This window comes from Streptomyces sp. NPDC048338, from assembly GCF_043201055.1.
Lineage (GTDB): Bacteria > Actinomycetota > Actinomycetes > Streptomycetales > Streptomycetaceae > Streptomyces.
The window spans coordinates 290554-305572 of record NZ_JBICYQ010000013.1 but is presented as its reverse complement, the minus strand read 5'-3'; the positions used below and the strand labels follow the sequence as shown (position 1 = coordinate 305572).

The 15019-nt window shown below is 71.7% G+C and carries 13 protein-coding genes; 3 read left to right on the top strand and 10 right to left on the bottom strand.

The window, feature by feature from the left end:
• Positions 1 to 24 precede the first annotated feature (24 nt).
• The gene (groL, locus tag ACGFZF_RS28940) at positions 25 to 1653 is read left to right on the top strand and encodes a chaperonin GroEL (RefSeq protein WP_393558853.1); all 1629 of its coding nucleotides are present in this window, start codon (positions 25 to 27) and stop codon (positions 1651 to 1653) included.
• 186 nt (positions 1654 to 1839) lie between these two features.
• On the opposite strand, the gene ACGFZF_RS28935 is transcribed toward groL, so the two are convergent.
• From ACGFZF_RS28935 to ACGFZF_RS28910, 6 genes are all read right to left on the bottom strand, one after another.
• Positions 1840 to 2538, bottom strand: coding sequence for an ester cyclase (locus ACGFZF_RS28935; RefSeq protein WP_393558851.1), 699 nt, complete (start codon positions 2536 to 2538; stop codon positions 1840 to 1842).
• A 163-nt stretch (positions 2539 to 2701) separates the two neighbouring features.
• Complete coding sequence (locus ACGFZF_RS28930) at positions 2702 to 3772, bottom strand: hydroxyacid dehydrogenase (RefSeq protein ID WP_393558849.1); 1071 nt, start codon at positions 3770 to 3772, stop codon at positions 2702 to 2704.
• Positions 3773 to 3789: 17 nt separating this feature from the next.
• Positions 3790 to 4644, bottom strand: coding sequence for a carbohydrate ABC transporter permease (locus tag ACGFZF_RS28925; RefSeq protein WP_393558847.1), 855 nt, complete (start codon positions 4642 to 4644; stop codon positions 3790 to 3792).
• Positions 4641 to 5537, bottom strand: coding sequence for a carbohydrate ABC transporter permease (locus ACGFZF_RS28920; protein ID WP_393558844.1), 897 nt, complete (start codon positions 5535 to 5537; stop codon positions 4641 to 4643). Before ACGFZF_RS28920 ends, ACGFZF_RS28925 begins: the two co-directional genes overlap by 4 nt.
• A gap of 4 nt (positions 5538 to 5541) precedes the next feature.
• Complete coding sequence (locus ACGFZF_RS28915; protein ID WP_393558842.1) at positions 5542 to 6873, bottom strand: ABC transporter substrate-binding protein; 1332 nt, start codon at positions 6871 to 6873, stop codon at positions 5542 to 5544.
• Between the two features lie 110 nt (positions 6874 to 6983).
• Complete coding sequence (locus ACGFZF_RS28910) at positions 6984 to 8084, bottom strand: substrate-binding domain-containing protein (RefSeq protein WP_393558840.1); 1101 nt, start codon at positions 8082 to 8084, stop codon at positions 6984 to 6986.
• A gap of 177 nt (positions 8085 to 8261) precedes the next feature.
• On the opposite strand from ACGFZF_RS28910, the gene ACGFZF_RS28905 reads away from it, so the two are divergent.
• Positions 8262 to 10100 carry a DUF2264 domain-containing protein gene (locus ACGFZF_RS28905; protein ID WP_393558838.1) on the top strand — a complete coding sequence of 613 codons (1839 nt, stop codon included), beginning with the start codon at positions 8262 to 8264 and terminating at the stop codon, positions 10098 to 10100.
• A gap of 260 nt (positions 10101 to 10360) precedes the next feature.
• Here ACGFZF_RS28905 and ACGFZF_RS28900 read toward each other — a convergent pair whose 3' ends face one another.
• From ACGFZF_RS28900 to ACGFZF_RS28890, 3 genes are all read right to left on the bottom strand, one after another.
• Positions 10361 to 11134 carry an SDR family NAD(P)-dependent oxidoreductase gene (locus tag ACGFZF_RS28900; protein ID WP_393558836.1) on the bottom strand — a complete coding sequence of 258 codons (774 nt, stop codon included), beginning with the start codon at positions 11132 to 11134 and terminating at the stop codon, positions 10361 to 10363.
• A gap of 10 nt (positions 11135 to 11144) precedes the next feature.
• A complete protein-coding gene (locus ACGFZF_RS28895) occupies positions 11145 to 12659 on the bottom strand; it encodes a multicopper oxidase family protein (RefSeq protein ID WP_393558834.1) in 1515 nt (504 codons plus the stop codon).
• A 116-nt stretch (positions 12660 to 12775) separates the two neighbouring features.
• On the bottom strand, positions 12776 to 13456 hold the full coding sequence (locus tag ACGFZF_RS28890; RefSeq protein ID WP_356599561.1) for an MOSC domain-containing protein: 681 nt from the start codon (positions 13454 to 13456) through the stop codon (positions 12776 to 12778).
• A gap of 80 nt (positions 13457 to 13536) precedes the next feature.
• On the opposite strand from ACGFZF_RS28890, the gene ACGFZF_RS28885 reads away from it, so the two are divergent.
• Entirely contained in the window at positions 13537 to 14430 is an 894-nt protein-coding gene (locus ACGFZF_RS28885; RefSeq protein WP_356599559.1) for a LysR family transcriptional regulator, read from the top strand.
• A gap of 189 nt (positions 14431 to 14619) precedes the next feature.
• Here the strand turns inward: ACGFZF_RS28885 and ACGFZF_RS28880 are convergent, their stop codons facing one another.
• Positions 14620 to 14961: a WhiB family transcriptional regulator gene (locus ACGFZF_RS28880; RefSeq protein ID WP_393558831.1), complete on the bottom strand. Its 342-nt coding sequence runs from the start codon at positions 14959 to 14961 to the stop codon at positions 14620 to 14622.
• Positions 14962 to 15019: the final 58 nt, after the last annotated feature.

Here is a 15019-nt window from a genome sequence, read left to right as displayed (position 1 = left end):
TTCCGAGAGGGCTGAACCGCTCCCATGGCGAAGATCCTGAAGTTCGACGAGGACGCCCGTCGCGCCCTTGAGCGCGGCGTCAACAAGCTTGCCGACACGGTGAAGGTGACGATCGGCCCCAAGGGCCGCAACGTCGTCATCGACAAGAAGTTCGGCGCCCCCACCATCACCAACGACGGTGTCACGATCGCCCGCGAGGTCGAGATCGACGACCCGTACGAGAACCTCGGCGCCCAGCTGGTGAAGGAGGTGGCGACCAAGACCAACGACATCGCGGGTGACGGCACCACCACCGCCACCGTGCTCGCCCAGGCCCTGGTCCGCGAGGGTCTGCGCAACGTCGCCGCCGGCGCCTCCCCGGCCGCCCTGAAGAAGGGCATCGACGCCGCCGTCAAGGCCGTCTCCGACGAGCTGCTCGCGACCGCGCGTCCGATCGAGGACAAGTCCGACATCGCCGCCGTGGCCGCGCTCTCCGCGCAGGACCAGCAGGTCGGCGAGCTCATCGCCGAGGCGATGGACAAGGTCGGCAAGGACGGTGTCATCACCGTCGAGGAGTCCAACACCTTCGGCCTGGAGCTCGACTTCACCGAGGGCATGGCCTTCGACAAGGGCTACCTGTCCCCGTACATGGTCACCGACCAGGAGCGTATGGAGGCCGTCCTCGACGACCCGTACATCCTGATCCACCAGGGCAAGATCTCCTCGATCCAGGACCTGCTGCCGCTCCTCGAGAAGGTCATCCAGGCCGGCTCCAGCAAGCCGCTGCTGATCATCGCCGAGGACGTCGAGGGCGAGGCCCTGTCGACCCTGGTCGTCAACAAGATCCGTGGCACCTTCAACGCCGTGGCCGTCAAGGCCCCGGGCTTCGGCGACCGCCGCAAGGCGATGCTCGGCGACATGGCCACCCTCACCGGTGCCACCGTCATCGCCGAGGAGGTCGGCCTCAAGCTCGACCAGGCCGGTCTGGACGTGCTGGGCACCGCCCGCCGCGTGACCATCTCCAAGGACGACACCACCATCGTCGACGGTGGCGGCAAGTCCGAGGACGTGCAGGGCCGCGTCAACCAGATCAAGGCCGAGATCGAGTCCACCGACTCCGACTGGGACCGCGAGAAGCTCCAGGAGCGCCTCGCGAAGCTGGCCGGCGGCGTGTGCGTGATCAAGGTCGGCGCCGCCACCGAGGTGGAGCTGAAGGAGAAGAAGCACCGTCTGGAGGACGCCATCTCCGCGACCCGCGCCGCGGTCGAGGAGGGCATCGTCTCCGGTGGTGGCTCCGCTCTGGTCCACGCCGTCAAGGTCCTCGAGGGCAACCTCGACAAGACCGGCGACGAGGCCACGGGTGTCGCGGTCGTCCGCCGCGCCGCCGTCGAGCCGCTGCGCTGGATCGCCGAGAACGCCGGCCTCGAGGGCTACGTCATCACCTCCAAGGTGGCGGAGCTCGACAAGGGCCAGGGCTTCAACGCCGCGACCGGCGAGTACGGCGACCTGGTCAAGGCCGGCGTCATCGACCCGGTGAAGGTGACGCGCTCCGCGCTGGAGAACGCCGCCTCGATCGCCTCCCTCCTCCTCACCACCGAGACCCTCGTGGTGGAGAAGAAGGAAGAGGAGCCGGCGGACGCGGGCCACGGCCACGGCCACGGTCACTCGCACTGACACACCGCTCCACGGCAGCGCGCCGATGCGCCGCACGGATCCCGTGCGGCGCCTCGGCCGCGCAGCCCGGAACGCCCCGCGTGGCCGGCCCGCCCGACACGCAGCCGAGGCCCGGCGTCCCCGTCGCGGGGACGCCGGGCCTCGCCCGTTCTCGGGTGGTCCGTTCTCCGGTCGCCCGTTCTCCGGTCAGGTCTCGACGGCCCCGAGCTGCCCCATGAGGCCCAGCAGGTCGTACTGCCACCAGCCCTCCACGGCCTTGCCGTCGTCGCGGAAGCGGTGGATGACGGTGCCGGTCATGGAGACCTTCCGGCCGGTGGCCTCGAGGCCCATGAAATCGCCCGTGTGCGTGGCGTTCCAGGTCCAGCGGGTGCAGACCTTGTCGCCCTCGGCGATCTGGTCGTCGACCATGAAGTCGAAGTCGAAGCCGCCCCGCCACATCTCCACCTCGCGCCGGACCGCGTCCATGCCGAAGACGTCCTGCACGTTGGTCGGGTCGTGGTCGTGGTACCCCTCGGCGAAGACCTCGTCCAGCGGCGCGAGCTCTCCCTCGGCGCTGATCAGCTCGAAGAACCGGCGGGCGGTCGCCTTGTAGAGCTGGATGTCCTTGACGACGTCGAGGTCGGTGAACGTCGGCATCTCGTCACAGAGGGCGACCATCTCCCGGAAGATCCGGTCGGTCTCGGGGAGCTGTGAGTTCCTCATCGCCACGTCGTACGAGGGGAATTCGACGATCTCCACGAAGTGGGAGGTGTCGGAGCGGTCCTTGCCGATGAGACTGTGGGTCGCGGTGCGCTTGCCCTTGGTCTGCTCGACCCACAGGTCCATGAGCCGGTTCATGTCGTCGATCCGACTCGTCTTGCAATCGATTATCTGTACGAATGTCATGGCGCCTCCCGGACCGGGTGGGACCTTTCCAGTCTAGGGTCTTTCCCTTGGATCAGGCCGGGTCGGTGCACCAGGGCACGCGAGCCCGGCGAGATCCGGACGAGAGGCCCTGGGCCGGTCGCCGGGATCGGGCCGGGCCCCGGCGGGCCCGGCCGGGACCGGCCTACGCGGACCGGGTCAGGTCCGAGGCGCGTACCGGCTCGCGGAACGGCTCGCCCCGCCCGTACCGCGCCACCTCCTCCAGTGCCTGGTCCGCCATGCGGTGCAGCTCGTTGCCGAGCGAGCCGGCGACGTGCGGGGTGAGCAGGACGTTCGGCAGCCCGTACAGGGGCGAGTCCGCGGCGGGGACCTCCGGGTCCGTGACGTCGAGGACCGCGCGCAGCCGGCCGGTCCGCAGATGCGTCAGGAGCGCGTCCTCGTCGACGAGTGAACCGCGCGAGGTGTTCACGAGCGTCCCGCCGTCGGGCATCGCTGCCAGCTGTGCCGCGCCGATCATCCGGTGCGTGGCGGGGAGTTGGGGCGCGTGCACGGAGACGATCGAGCTGCGGGCGCAGAGTTCGTCGAGCCCGACGAGGCCGACGCCCAGGGCCCGGGCCTCGGCGGCGTCCACGTACGGGTCGTGGAGGAGCACCTCGAAGTCGAAGGGGCGCAGCAGTTCGATCACGCGGCGGCCGATCCGGGACGCCCCCACGATGCCCACCGTCCGGCGGTAGTTGCCCCACACCTCCGCATCGGCCTCGGCCAGCCAGGCGTGCTCGGCGCGGACCTGTCCGTAGCGCAGGGCGGAGTGGAGGACCCGCTTGCCGGCGAAGAGGATCGCGGCGAGCGTGTACTCGGCGACGGGCAGGGCGTTGGCCGCCGCCGCCGAGGTGACGGCGAGGCCGCGGTCCCAGCAGGCGTCGGTGACATGGTGTTTGACCGAGCCGGCGGCGTGGACGACCGCCCGCAGCCGCGGTGCCCGGTCCAGGACCTCGGCCGTCAGCAGGGGCGCGCCCCAGCCCGTGAAGAGGATCTCGGCCTCGGCCAGGGCCGCCGCGACCGCCGGGGTGGGGGTGGCCAGGTCGTGGGCGACGAGGCGGGGGTCGGTACGGGAGAGGTCCGCGAGGCGGGCGCGATGGGCGTCGGTCAGCAGCCGGTCGGCGATGCCGGGGCCCATGGCGAGCAGCAGCGCCGGCCGTCCGGCCGCCGTCTCCGGGCCGCCGGCCGGCTTCGGGGTGTCGGTGGTGTCGTGCATCGTGGGACGAGAGCTCCTCACTTGACGCTGCCGGCGGTCAGACCCGCCTTCCAGTGACGCTGGAGGGAGACGAAGGCGACGACGAGGGGGACGACGGCGAGCAGGGATCCGGTGACGACGAGGGGGTAGAACTCGGGTTCCGCGTGGGCGTTGCTGTTCCATGCGTACAGGCCGAGGCTCAGCGGGAAGAGCTTTTGGTCCGACAGCATCACCAGGGGGAGGAAGAAGTTGTTCCAGATCGCGGTGAACTGGAAGAGGAAGACGGTCACGAAGCCCGGCATCACCATGCGCAGACCGATCGACCAGAAGGTGCGCAGTTCGCCGGCGCCGTCGATGCGGGCGGCCTCGAGCGCCTCGTCGGGTATGTAGCCGGAGCTGAACACCCGTGCCAGGTAGACCCCGAAGGGGTTGACCAGGACGGGGACGAGCACGGCCCAGTAGGTGTTGACGACGCCCACCTCGCTGGCGAGCAGGTACATCGGCAGGGCGAGGGCCGTCGTGGGGACGAGCACGCCGAGCAGGACGACGCCGAAGAGCTTCTCCTTGCCGGGGAAGTCGTACTTGTCGAAGGCGTAGCCGGCGGCGACGCTGATCAGCGAGCAGGCGAGGGCGCCGACGCCCGCGTACAGCAGGCTGTTGAGGTACCAGTGGAAGTAGATGCCGTCGTTGTGGTCGGCCAGGCGCGAGAGGTTGCCGCCGAGGTCGAACCCCTCGAAGGAGAAGGCGTTCCCGGCGAGCAGGCCGCCCGCGTCCTTGGTGGCCGCGGTCAGCAGCCAGACGAGCGGGAAGAGCATGTAGACGACGGCGAGGACGAGCGCGCCGTTGACGGCGGTCCTGGAGAGCCAGACGCTCCGGGTGCGGGGCTCGCTCATGCGCGCTTCTCCTTGCGGTTCGCGCGGCCCGTCAGGCGGGTGACGCCGAAGGACAGCAGTGCGGCGGTGAGCGCGAGCAGGACGGACGCGGCGGCGGCCAGCCCGTAGTCGTTGCGGTCGAAGGCCGCGGTGTACGCGTACATGTTCGGCGTCCAGGTCGAGGTGACGGCGGAGCCCGTGCCCTTGTTGAGGATCAGCGGCTCGGTGAACAGCTGCAGGGACCCGATGACGGTGAACAGGCCGACCATGGCGAGCGAGGCCCGGATCAGCGGGACCTTGATGCTGAAGGCGATACGCCAGGAGTTCGCGCCGTCGACGGTGGCCGCTTCGAGCACCGAGCGGTCGATGGCCTGGAGGGCGGCGTAGAAGATCACCATGTTGTAGCCGAGCCACTCCCACAGCGCGATGTTGACCACGGAGGGCAGCGCGCCCTCGGGGGAGAAGAAGTCGAAGCCGACCCCGCCGGCCTCCATCGCCTCGACGACCGGGCTGAGTTGGGGCGTGTAGAGGTAGACCCAGATCAGCGCGGCGATGATGCCCGGGACGGCGTGCGGCAGGAAGAGCGCGAGCTGGAAGAACCGGCGGGCGCGGGCGAGGGCCGAGTCGAGCAGCAGGGCGAGGCCGAGGGCCCCGGCGACCAGCAGCGGAATGTAGAACAGGCAGTATCCGAGCAGGACGCCGAAGCCCTCGCGGAAGGCCCGGTCACCCAGTGCCGCGGTGTAGTTGTCGAGGCCGGTGAAGACGGTCTCGGTGCCGCCGAAGCCCAGTCCCGACTGCTTCTCGGTGAACAGGCTGAGCCAGACCGCGTATCCGATCGGCACCACCATCACCGCGGTGAACAGGACGAAGAAGGGGGTCAGCAGAACGGCTGCGGCACGGGTGCGGGCCTTCATCCGGTCAGCCCTCGACCTTCAGGCCGCGCTTGGTCAGCTCGGCGACGGTCGCGTCGTGGCCGGTGCGGATGGCGTCGGCGATCGTCGGCCCACCCTTGGTGATCTTGCCGAACTGGTCCTTGATGGCGGTGTTGGTGGTGCCGGTGGTCGGACCCCAGGCCCAGTTCGGGCTGATCGCGGCGCCGGACTCCTCGAAGAGCGCGTAGATGTCCTGGCCCCCGTAGAAGCTCGCGTCGAAGACCTGCTTGGCGACCGGGCGCAGCGCGGTGGTGGCCGGGAAGGCGCTGGAGGTGCCGGAGGCGATCCGGGCCTTGACGCCCGCCTCCGTGGTGGACATCCACTCGGCGAACTCGACGGCCGCCGCCTTCTGCCTGCTGTCCTTGGTCACCGCGAAGGAGGTGCCGCCGAGCATGCCGCTGGCGGGCCTGCCGTCCCAGCTGGGCATCGGGGCGACGGCCCACTTGCCGCTCTGCTCGGGCAGGGTGCCCTTGAGGACGCCCGCGCCCCAGGAGGCGCCGAGGTAGCCGATGGTGGTGCCGTTCTTGAGGGAGCCGGTCCACTCGGGGCTGAACGAGGCGTTCTTGTGGACCAGGTCGGCGTCGATCAGGCCCTGCCAGTAGGCCGCGACCTTGGTGGTGGCCGCGTCCGTGGTGTCGATCTTCCAGGTGTCGTTCTCGGCCTTGAACCACTGGGCGCCGGCCTGCCAGGCCATCGCCTCGAAGGTGGTCGGGTCATCGGGGAAGAAGGTGGCGATGCGGGCCTTGGAATCGGCCTTCCTCACCTTCTCCGCCGCGGTCCTGAAGGCGTCCCAGGTCGTGGGGACCTCGACCTTGTACCGGTCGAAGAGGTCCTTGCGGTAGAAGAACGCCTGCGGGGAGGCGTCGAACGGGACGGCCCAGGTCTTGCCGCCGAGGGTGGTGAGCTCCACGGCCTGCGGCAGCAGCTTGCCGCGGTCGGCCTCGGTGAACTCGCCGCCGATGTCCTGCAGGGCGCCGGAGCTGACGAACTCCGGGAGCGAGGAGTACTCGATGGAGACCAGGTCGGGCGCGTTGCCGGCCTTCACGGCGTTGGAGATCTTGGCGTAGCCGCCGGCGGTGCCGGACGGAATCTCCTCGAACTTCACCTGGATGTTCTTGTGGGAGGCGTTGAACGCGTCCACGACGTCCTTGGAGCCCTTGGCCCAGCCCCAGAAGGTGATGGTCACGGGCTTGCCGTCGGATCCCTTGGATCCCGCGGCGGACGAGTCGTCACCGCTGCCGCCGCAGGCCGTGAGAACGGCGAGGGCGGTCGCGGCGCCGGCTATGACACGAGAGGTTCTGCTCCAACTGCGGCTCACGGCGCGGCTCCTGAAGGCGGGCGGCTTGGAAGGTGTGGCCGTGATCCTTGGACCGTTCGTGACCGAAGTCAAGAGCGAAAGATTGATTGATCGAAAAAAGCTCAGATCGATCAGAAAGCCCGGCCAGGGCGCGGGGCCCCGCACGACGCCCGCACCCGGAGCCGGGGGAGCAGGCTCAGATGGCGTCGGGCCGCCTCCTCGTCCGGCGCCTCCGTCAGCCGCTCCACCAGCAGTTCCGTGGCGTGACGGCCCACCTGGCGCTTGGGTGGGGCGACGGCCGTCAGCGGGGTGTCGGCGAGTGCGGCGACCTCGTCGTCGTAGGCGATCAGGGCCAGGTCCTGCGGCACCCTGACGCCCAGCTCGGCCAGTCGTTGAACGATCTGGATCGCGTCCACGTCGTTGTGGACCAGGGCCGCGGTCGCCCGGCCCGAGGTCACCGCCTCGTGCAGGGCCCGTACGGCGCGCTCGAAGCCCTCCGGGTCCTGGTCGGCCGGTACGGAATCGATCACCGGTCCCGGCGCCGCCACGTCCAGCGCGACCAGCGCCTCGGCGTACCCGGCGCGCACCGCGAGCGCCGTCGGACTGTCGCCGCGGGCCACGAGCAACGGGGTTCCGTGGCCGAGTCCGAGCAGGTGGCGCAGGGCGAGCAGCACGCCGTGGCCGTGGTCGGAGACGACCCGGTCCAGGCTGTCGAGCGAGGAGCCCGGGTCGGCGCTGCGCTCCAGGAGGACGGCGGGCACGGGGAGTTCGGCGAGCCAGTCGCCGTACGCGAGCCGGTCCTCGGGGCCCCGCCAGCCCGGAGCGACGAGCACCCCCTCCGCCCCGGCGGTCAGCAGCCCCTCGGTGCGGGCGCGGTCGTCCTCCGGCCGGTAGTCGGAGATCCGCAGGACGAGCCGGGCGCCGGCCCGCGCCGCCGCCTCGTGCGCGCCCCGGATGACCTCGGCGAAGTAGTACGTGGCCGAGGGGGCGAGCAGGCCGAGCACCAGGCCCTCGCCGGTGCGTCCGCCCGCCGCCGCTCCCTGGCGCTCGGGCCAGGACACCTGGCCGTGGACGCGGTCGAGCAGGCCCTTGGCCGCCAGCGCCTCGACGTCGCGGCGGGCGGTGACGGGGGAGACCCCGAGCCGGTCGGCCAGCTCGGAGACGCGGGCGGTGCCGCGCTCCCGCACCAGGGCCAGGAGCCGATCGTGTCGTTCGGCAGCACTCTCGCGCACGGTGCAGATCCCCCTCGCGGTGTGGCGGTCCGGCGGGATGCCGTTCCCGTGGCCAGACCTTCTCATGCGGCATGATCGAACGGTAGGAGTTTCGATCATTCGCTCCCAACGCATTGACGTTCGATCGAAGCGTGTTCATGATTCCGGGCGACGCCGCTGTCCGCCTCAGGGAGCATCATGCCCACGCCGCCCGAGAACCGTGAGCTCAGCCCGTACACCGGCTGGACCCGTGCGCACTGGGAGACGACGGCCGACCGACTCCTGCTGGCCGTACGCCCCTACGCCTCGCCCCGCGGCGGCCTGATCGACCTCCCCGGCCCCCGCCCCAGCTGGTCCGGCGTCCGCTCCGACGGCCTGGAGGGGTACGCCCGCACCTTCCTCCTCGCCGCCTTCCGCGTCGCCGGTGCCCACGGCGGCGACCCGCACGGCCATCTGGCCCGCTACGCCGAGGGCCTCGCCGCCGGCACCGAGGCCGCCGACGTGGGCCGCTCGGGCACGGAGGCCCTCGACGGCCCCGACGCCTGGCCCCTGACGACCGACGTGCGCCAGGCGATCGTCGAATCCGCCTCCGTGGCCCTCGGGCTACGGCTCACCCGCCCCTGGCTCTGGGACACCCTCGACGACCGCACCCGGCAGCGCACGGTCGACTGGCTGCTGCCCGCCCTCGAACCGTCGCCCGTCGACAACAACTGGTGGCTCTTCGGCCTCACCGTCGCCGGCTTCCTCCAGGAGGCGGGGATCGAGACCGAACGTGCCGCCGCCACCATCGAGCGCTCCCTCGCCCGCATCGACCGGTGGTACCTCGGCCAGGGCTGGTACAGCGACGGCGACAACCGCGCCTTCGACCACTACAACGCCTGGGCCCTGCACTTCTACCCCGTCCTGCACGCCCACCTCTCCGGCGACCGGGACCTCCTCGACCGCTACGGCCCCCGACTCCGCGCCCAACTCGACGACTACGTCCACCTCTTCGACGCCAACGGCGCCCCGCTTCCCCACGGCCGGTCCCTGACCTACCGCTTCGCCGCGGCCGCCGCCCCCTGGCTCGGCACGCTCACCGGCCACACCCCGCTCCGCCCCGGCGCCACCCGCCGCCTCGCCTCCGGCACCCTGCGCTACTTCCTCGACCGCGGCGCCACCGACCACAACGGGCTGCTCACCCTCGGCTGGCACGGCCCCCATCCGCCGATCGTCCAGGACTACTCCGGCCCCGGATCGCCCTACTGGGCCTCCAAGGGCTTCCTCGGCCTCCTCCTTCCCGCCGGCCACCCCGCGTGGACCGACCCCGAGGAACCGCTCCCCGCCGAACGGGCCGACACCGTCCGTGCCGTCGTCCCGGCCGGCCTGCTCATCCAGTCGACCGCGACCGACGGACTCGTCCGCCTCCACAACCACGGCAGCAACCACGTCTCCGGCGACGCCGCGGGAACGGACGACGCCGGCTACGCCCGCTCCGCCTACTCCACCCGCACCGGCCCCACCGCTGCTCCGGCACCCGCGGACAACCACTTCGGCCTGGTCGTCGAGGGCCGGCTCACCCCGCGCGGTCCGGCCGCCCCCCGAGGCACCGGTCCCGGCTGGGCCGCCTCCCTGCACACCCCCCTCCCCGGCATCCGGATCGTCTCCGCGACGCTGGCCCACGGCCGCGCCGAGGTCCGCGCCCACCTCGTCCTGGGCGCCCCCGAGGACACCCCCGTCCGCCAGACCGGCTGGGCCACCCCTCCCGGTGGGCCGACCGCCCAACTCCACCCGGTCCACGGCTATCCGCCGGCCGCCGGACCCGCCGCCCTCGACGGCGGCGCCACCCTCCAGGGACCGGACAGCGGCACCGAGGCCCTGCACGGCACCACCCACGGCACCGAGACCCTCTTCGTCGCCCTGGCCTCCCTGACGGCCGAAGCCGCCCCCGCGCCCGTCAGCACCCTCGCGACCGTCCGGGTCACCGGCCGCACCGTGCACGTGATCTGGCAGAACGGAACCACCGCCCGTCTCTCCCTCGATCCGGAGGATCCCTGAGACACCGCAGGACGCCCGCCCTCGCCCTGGCCGCCGCCCGGGGAGGTGCCCCGGCCCTCCCGCTCGCGTCCCCCGCCCCGGCACCGAACGCGACGGTGTCCGCCCGCACCTGAGCTCCTGTCCGCCGGTGCCGTGATCACCGACAACGGCGGCAGGGACCGGTTCGGGAACGACGTGTCGGCGACGTCGCCCCCCACCATCGGGGGCCCACGAAGGGCCGGGCGTCGCCCCGGCGGGTCTCGACCGACCGGATCATCGGCTCACTTCGGTCCGTACGTGCGGCCTGCCTTGGAGGAGACCCCTCCGAGCAGACCGCGAGGGGCCAGCTTCACCACACCCATCAGCGCCTTGTAGCGGGGATCGGGGATGGACAGCGTCTTGCCGCGCGCCAGATCCGCCAGCGCCGTGGCCACCAGCTTGTCCGCGTCGAGCCACATCCAGCCGGGGATGTTCTCCGTCCCCATCCCGGCCCGCTCGTGGAACTCCGTCCGGACGAACCCCGGGCACAGCGCCATCAACCGCACCCCGGTGCCCGCCAGATCCCGTGCGGCGCCCTGGGTGAACTGCACCACCCACGCCTTCGAGGCGCCGTACGTGCCCCGCGGTACGAACGCGGCCACCGACGCCACGTTCACCACTCCGCCCCGGCCCCTGGTGCGCATCGACTCGGCCGCCGCCGACGTCAGCCGCAGCACCGCCTCGCAGTGCACCGTGAGCATCTTCAGCTCGTCGGCCATGGACACTTCCAGGAACCGGCCCTTGTTGCCGAAGCCGGCGTTGTTCACCAGCAGGTCCACCGGCTGCCGCGGATCGGAGAGCCGGGCCTCCACCGCCGCGATCCCCTTCTCCTCCGACAGGTCCGCCGCCAGGACCTCGGCCTCGACCCCGTGCCGGTCGTGCAGCTCGGTCGCCTGCTCCCGCAGCCTCTTCACATCGCGTGCCACGAGCACCACGTCGTGGCCCTCGGCCGCCAGCTTCCGCGCGAAGGCGGCGCCGATGCCCGCCGTCGCGCCCGTAATCAGTGCAGTCGTCATACGCGGCACGTTAGTGCCCCGCGTGGACGCCCGGCGTACGCACCTTGCCCGGCCCCTGGCCCTTCTCCACCACCACGAACTGCCCCATCATCCCGTCGTCCTCATGGGCCAGCAGATGGCAGTGGTACATGTACGGCGTATCGGGATCGGCCGGACCGTCGAAGCGCATCGCGAGCCTCACCGTCGTACCCGAGGGGACGAACACCGTGTCCTTGGCGCCGCGCAGAGCAGGGGGCGGCTGCTCGCCGTTCACCTCCAGGATCCGGAACTGCACGTCGTGCACGTGGAAGTTGTGCGGCATCCCGTCCACGTTGCGCACCGTCCAGGTCTCCGTCGTCCCCCGGGTGACGGTCTCGTCTATTCGGTCCATCTCCATCGGCCTGCCGTTGATCCCCGAGCGCCGCAGATCGAAGTGGCGCCCGCGCACCGCGTCCTCGCCGTCCGGTACCTCCGGCAGTCCCAGCCGTGCCGGCACCTCGGGCGAGGGACGCAGGGTCTTCGCCGCCCGCAGCTGCAACACGTCGAAGGAGTCGTCGCCACCGCTGAACCGCTGGTTCCAGAAGTCCAGTCCGGCGTCGAGGGGGTAGGACCGCAGCACCGTCCGCTCACCCGGGCGCATGGTCACCACGATCTCCGCCCGCTCGCCCGGCGAGAGCCGTATCCGGTTCAGCTCCGCGGGCTTCTCGAGGAGACCCCCGTCGGTCCCCACCAGGGCGAACCGTCGGTCGTCGTCGAAGCCGAAGGTGTAGACCCGCGCCGTGGAGGCGTTCAGGAGGCGCAGCCGTACCCGCTCGTCCGCCGTCTCCCGGTACGGCGCGAGCGTCCCGTTGACCATGGTCCGGTCGCCGAGGAAGCCGACGCTCGCCATCAGCCCGTGACCGTGGTCGAAGGCCGCCCCGTCGAACTTCACGTCCTGGACGATCACCGGCAGATCGTCGACGCCGTAACGGCGGGGCAGCGCCGGCGTCTTCGAACGGGCGTCGTCGAGCAGGAACATCCCGGCCAGGCCGCGCTGGACGTGCTTCTCGGTCGCCCCGTGCGGATGCGGGTGGTACCAGAGCGTGGCGGCGGGCTGGTCCACCGTCCAGTTCGGGGTCCACGTGGCGCCCGGCGCCACCATCTGGTGCGGGCCGCCGTCCATCCGCGCGGGCAGGTGCATCCCGTGCCAGTGGACGGTCGACGCCTCGTCGAGCCTGTTCGCGACCCGCACGGCGACCTTCTCCCCGCGCTCGGCACGGAGCGTCGGCCCCAGGTGGTCCCCGTCGAAGCCCCACGTGGGCGTCCGCTTCCCGGGCCGGAACTCCTTCTCGCCCGCCCGCATCGTGAGGTCGAAGACCCGGGTCCCGTCCGCCCGCACGACCGACTTCGCGAGCGGGGGTATGGCGAGCTCGTTCGTGAACTCCGTCGAGCCGACCGTGGACGCCTCGGCGTCCGTGTACAGCCACAGGAAGAGACCGCCGACCGCCGCGACGAAGACCGCGACGGCCGACCCGAGCACGATGAGGACCCGCTTGAGCCGAGACATGCGGACAGCGTCCCGTCCGGCGGTCGGCGCACACATCGGGGGAGATCCCTGGACCGCCCCCGAACCGACCCCGATCCGCGCCTCAGGGGTCTCCCCGAGGCGCGGACCGCGGAGCGTCAGCCTCCGGTGGTGCCGTACTTCTCCGTGTACGTACGGGCGAGGTCCAGCAACCCCGACTCCATCCATTCCGCCGCCACCAGCGTCCCGGGCAGCAGCGACCGCTCGGTCGTCGCGGCGCGGTGCAGCAGCGAGACCGTGATGTCGTGCGCGGGCCGGTGGACGACCGTCACCGGGTCGCCCGCCGTCAGTTCACCGGGTTCGATCACCCGCAGCAGCGCGCCCGGCCCGGCCGTCGACTGCGTGAAGCGCCGCACCCAGCCCCGCTCGCCGAGGAAGCCCGCGAAGGTACGGCAGGGGATGCGGCCCCCGGTCACCTCGAGGACCACCTGCGGGCCGACCTGCCAGCGCTCGCCGATCAGCGCCCCGTTCACGTCGAGACCGACGGTGGTGAGGTTCTCGCCGAAGCACCCGTTCGCCAGGGGGCGCTCCAGATCGCGCTCCCAACGGTCCATGTCCTCACGGGCGAAGGCGTAGACGGCGCGGTCGGCGCCGCCGTGGAACCGCAGGTCGCACACGGCGTCCCCGGCGACACCGCTCGCACCGGCCCCGTCCGCCCCCGGCGCCGAGATCCGCACCGGTCCCTCCACGGGGCGCTTGTCGATGCCGGTCATCCCGGTGGGGGAGTCGGTGTAGTCCGCGGCCCTGGCCCGTCCGGCGTTCACGCTCAGCAGCTTCATGAGGGGCACCCTAGGCGAAAGAACTCAAAGTGATGAATCAGTATGCGGCGCAAAGCCCAAGACTCCCTTATGCTCGACACATGATCGAGGCTCGTCATCTCCGCGTCCTGCGCGCCGTCGCCGCGACCGGCTCCTTCTCCGCCGCCGCCCGCGAACTCGGCTGCACCCAGCCCGCGGTGAGCCAGCAGATGAAGGCGCTCGAATCCTCCTCCGGCACCCCGCTGCTGATCCGCACCGGCCGCGAGATGCGCCTCACCCAGGCCGGCGAGGCCCTCGTCCGGCACGCCTCGGGGATCCTCGCGGGCCTCACCGCGGCGGAGGAGGAGGTGGCCGCGATCGCCGGTCTGCGCGCCGGCCGCGTCCGGCTGGTCTCGTTCCCCAGCGGCAGCTCCACCCTCGTGCCCACCGCCCTCGCCGCCCTGCGTGCGGCGCACCCCGGCACGCGGGTCTCCCTGGTGGAGGCCGAGCCGCCGCGCTCGGTCGAGATGCTGCGGGAGGGCGACTGCGACGTGGCCCTCGCCTTCCGTTACGGAGCGGGCCCGGGCGAGTGGGACGACCTGGTGGTCCGTCCGCTGCTCGCCGACCGGTTGGTGGGTCTGGTGCCGGAAGGGCACCGGCTGGCCGAGGCGGAGTCGGTGGGCATCGCGGAGCTGGCCGACGAGTCCTGGATCGCGGGCTGCCCTCGCTGCCGCAGGCAGTTGGTCGACGTCTGCGAGGAGGCGGGCTTCACCCCGCGCATCGACTTCGCCACCGACGACTACCCCGCCGTGGTGGGCCTGGTCGGCGCCGGTCTGGGCGTGGCGGTCCTGCCGACGCTCGCGATCGAGTCGGTGCGCCCCCGAGGGGCGAAGGTGGTGTCGGTGGAGCCGGCCGTGCAGCGGGAGATCGTGGCCCTGACCCTGCCCGACCTGGCGCAGGTCCCGGCGGTCGCCGCGACCCTGGCCGAGCTGACCCGCGCGTCCGCGCGCCCCTGAGCGTCGAGGGCCTCGGAGACGTCGAGACCTCGGGCCGGGCGATCGAACCGGACCGCACACCGGACCGGCACGCACCGGCCCCCGGCGCGCCGCACGCCCCCGGGCCGCGTGCGGTGCGGCTCCGCGGGGCCGGGCGGGATGCGGGCCCGGCCCCGTCGATCGGGTCGACTCTGCTGAAGAAACGTTCCTTCAGGTGCGCCCCACGCCTGCCGAACGTGATGCCGATGCCGTGCTGGACGCCGTGATCAGGCGATTGCGCGCTCGACCCATGAGCTCTTCGCGTTCGTCCTCGGTGAGGCCGCCCCATACGCCGTAGGGCTCGCGTACGGCCAATGCGTGTGCCGCGCACTCGGCGCGTACCGGGCACCGCATGCAGACCTCTTTCGCCGAGTTCTCACGCGCACTCCGTGCCGCGCCGCGCTCTCCCTCGGGGTGGAAGAACAGAGAACTGTCGACTCCGCGGCAGGCCGCAAGCAGCTGCCAGTCCCACAGATCGGCGTTGGGTCCGGGAAGGCGGGAGAAATCTGCCATTGCGCTTGTCCCCTTGAAACCGTTGTCGAACGGATAGGTGGGCGGGTTGCGGCTGATG

Bases quoted from the DNA above. Each gene is read 5' to 3' on its own strand.
- groL (WP_393558853.1), top strand. From the start codon at position 25: ATGGCGAAGATCCTGAAGTTCGACGAGGACGCCCGTCGCGCCCTTGAG.
- ACGFZF_RS28935 (WP_393558851.1), bottom strand. From the start codon at position 2,538: ATGACATTCGTACAGATAATCGATTGCAAGACGAGTCGGATCGACGAC.
- ACGFZF_RS28930 (WP_393558849.1), bottom strand. From the start codon at position 3,772: ATGCACGACACCACCGACACCCCGAAGCCGGCCGGCGGCCCGGAGACG.
- ACGFZF_RS28925 (WP_393558847.1), bottom strand. From the start codon at position 4,644: ATGAGCGAGCCCCGCACCCGGAGCGTCTGGCTCTCCAGGACCGCCGTC.
- ACGFZF_RS28920 (WP_393558844.1), bottom strand. From the start codon at position 5,537: ATGAAGGCCCGCACCCGTGCCGCAGCCGTTCTGCTGACCCCCTTCTTC.
- ACGFZF_RS28905 (WP_393558838.1), top strand. From the start codon at position 8,262: ATGCCCACGCCGCCCGAGAACCGTGAGCTCAGCCCGTACACCGGCTGG.
- ACGFZF_RS28900 (WP_393558836.1), bottom strand. From the start codon at position 11,134: ATGACGACTGCACTGATTACGGGCGCGACGGCGGGCATCGGCGCCGCC.
- ACGFZF_RS28895 (WP_393558834.1), bottom strand. From the start codon at position 12,659: ATGTCTCGGCTCAAGCGGGTCCTCATCGTGCTCGGGTCGGCCGTCGCG.
- ACGFZF_RS28890 (WP_356599561.1), bottom strand. From the start codon at position 13,456: ATGAAGCTGCTGAGCGTGAACGCCGGACGGGCCAGGGCCGCGGACTAC.
- ACGFZF_RS28885 (WP_356599559.1), top strand. From the start codon at position 13,537: ATGATCGAGGCTCGTCATCTCCGCGTCCTGCGCGCCGTCGCCGCGACC.
- ACGFZF_RS28880 (WP_393558831.1), bottom strand. From the start codon at position 14,961: ATGGCAGATTTCTCCCGCCTTCCCGGACCCAACGCCGATCTGTGGGAC.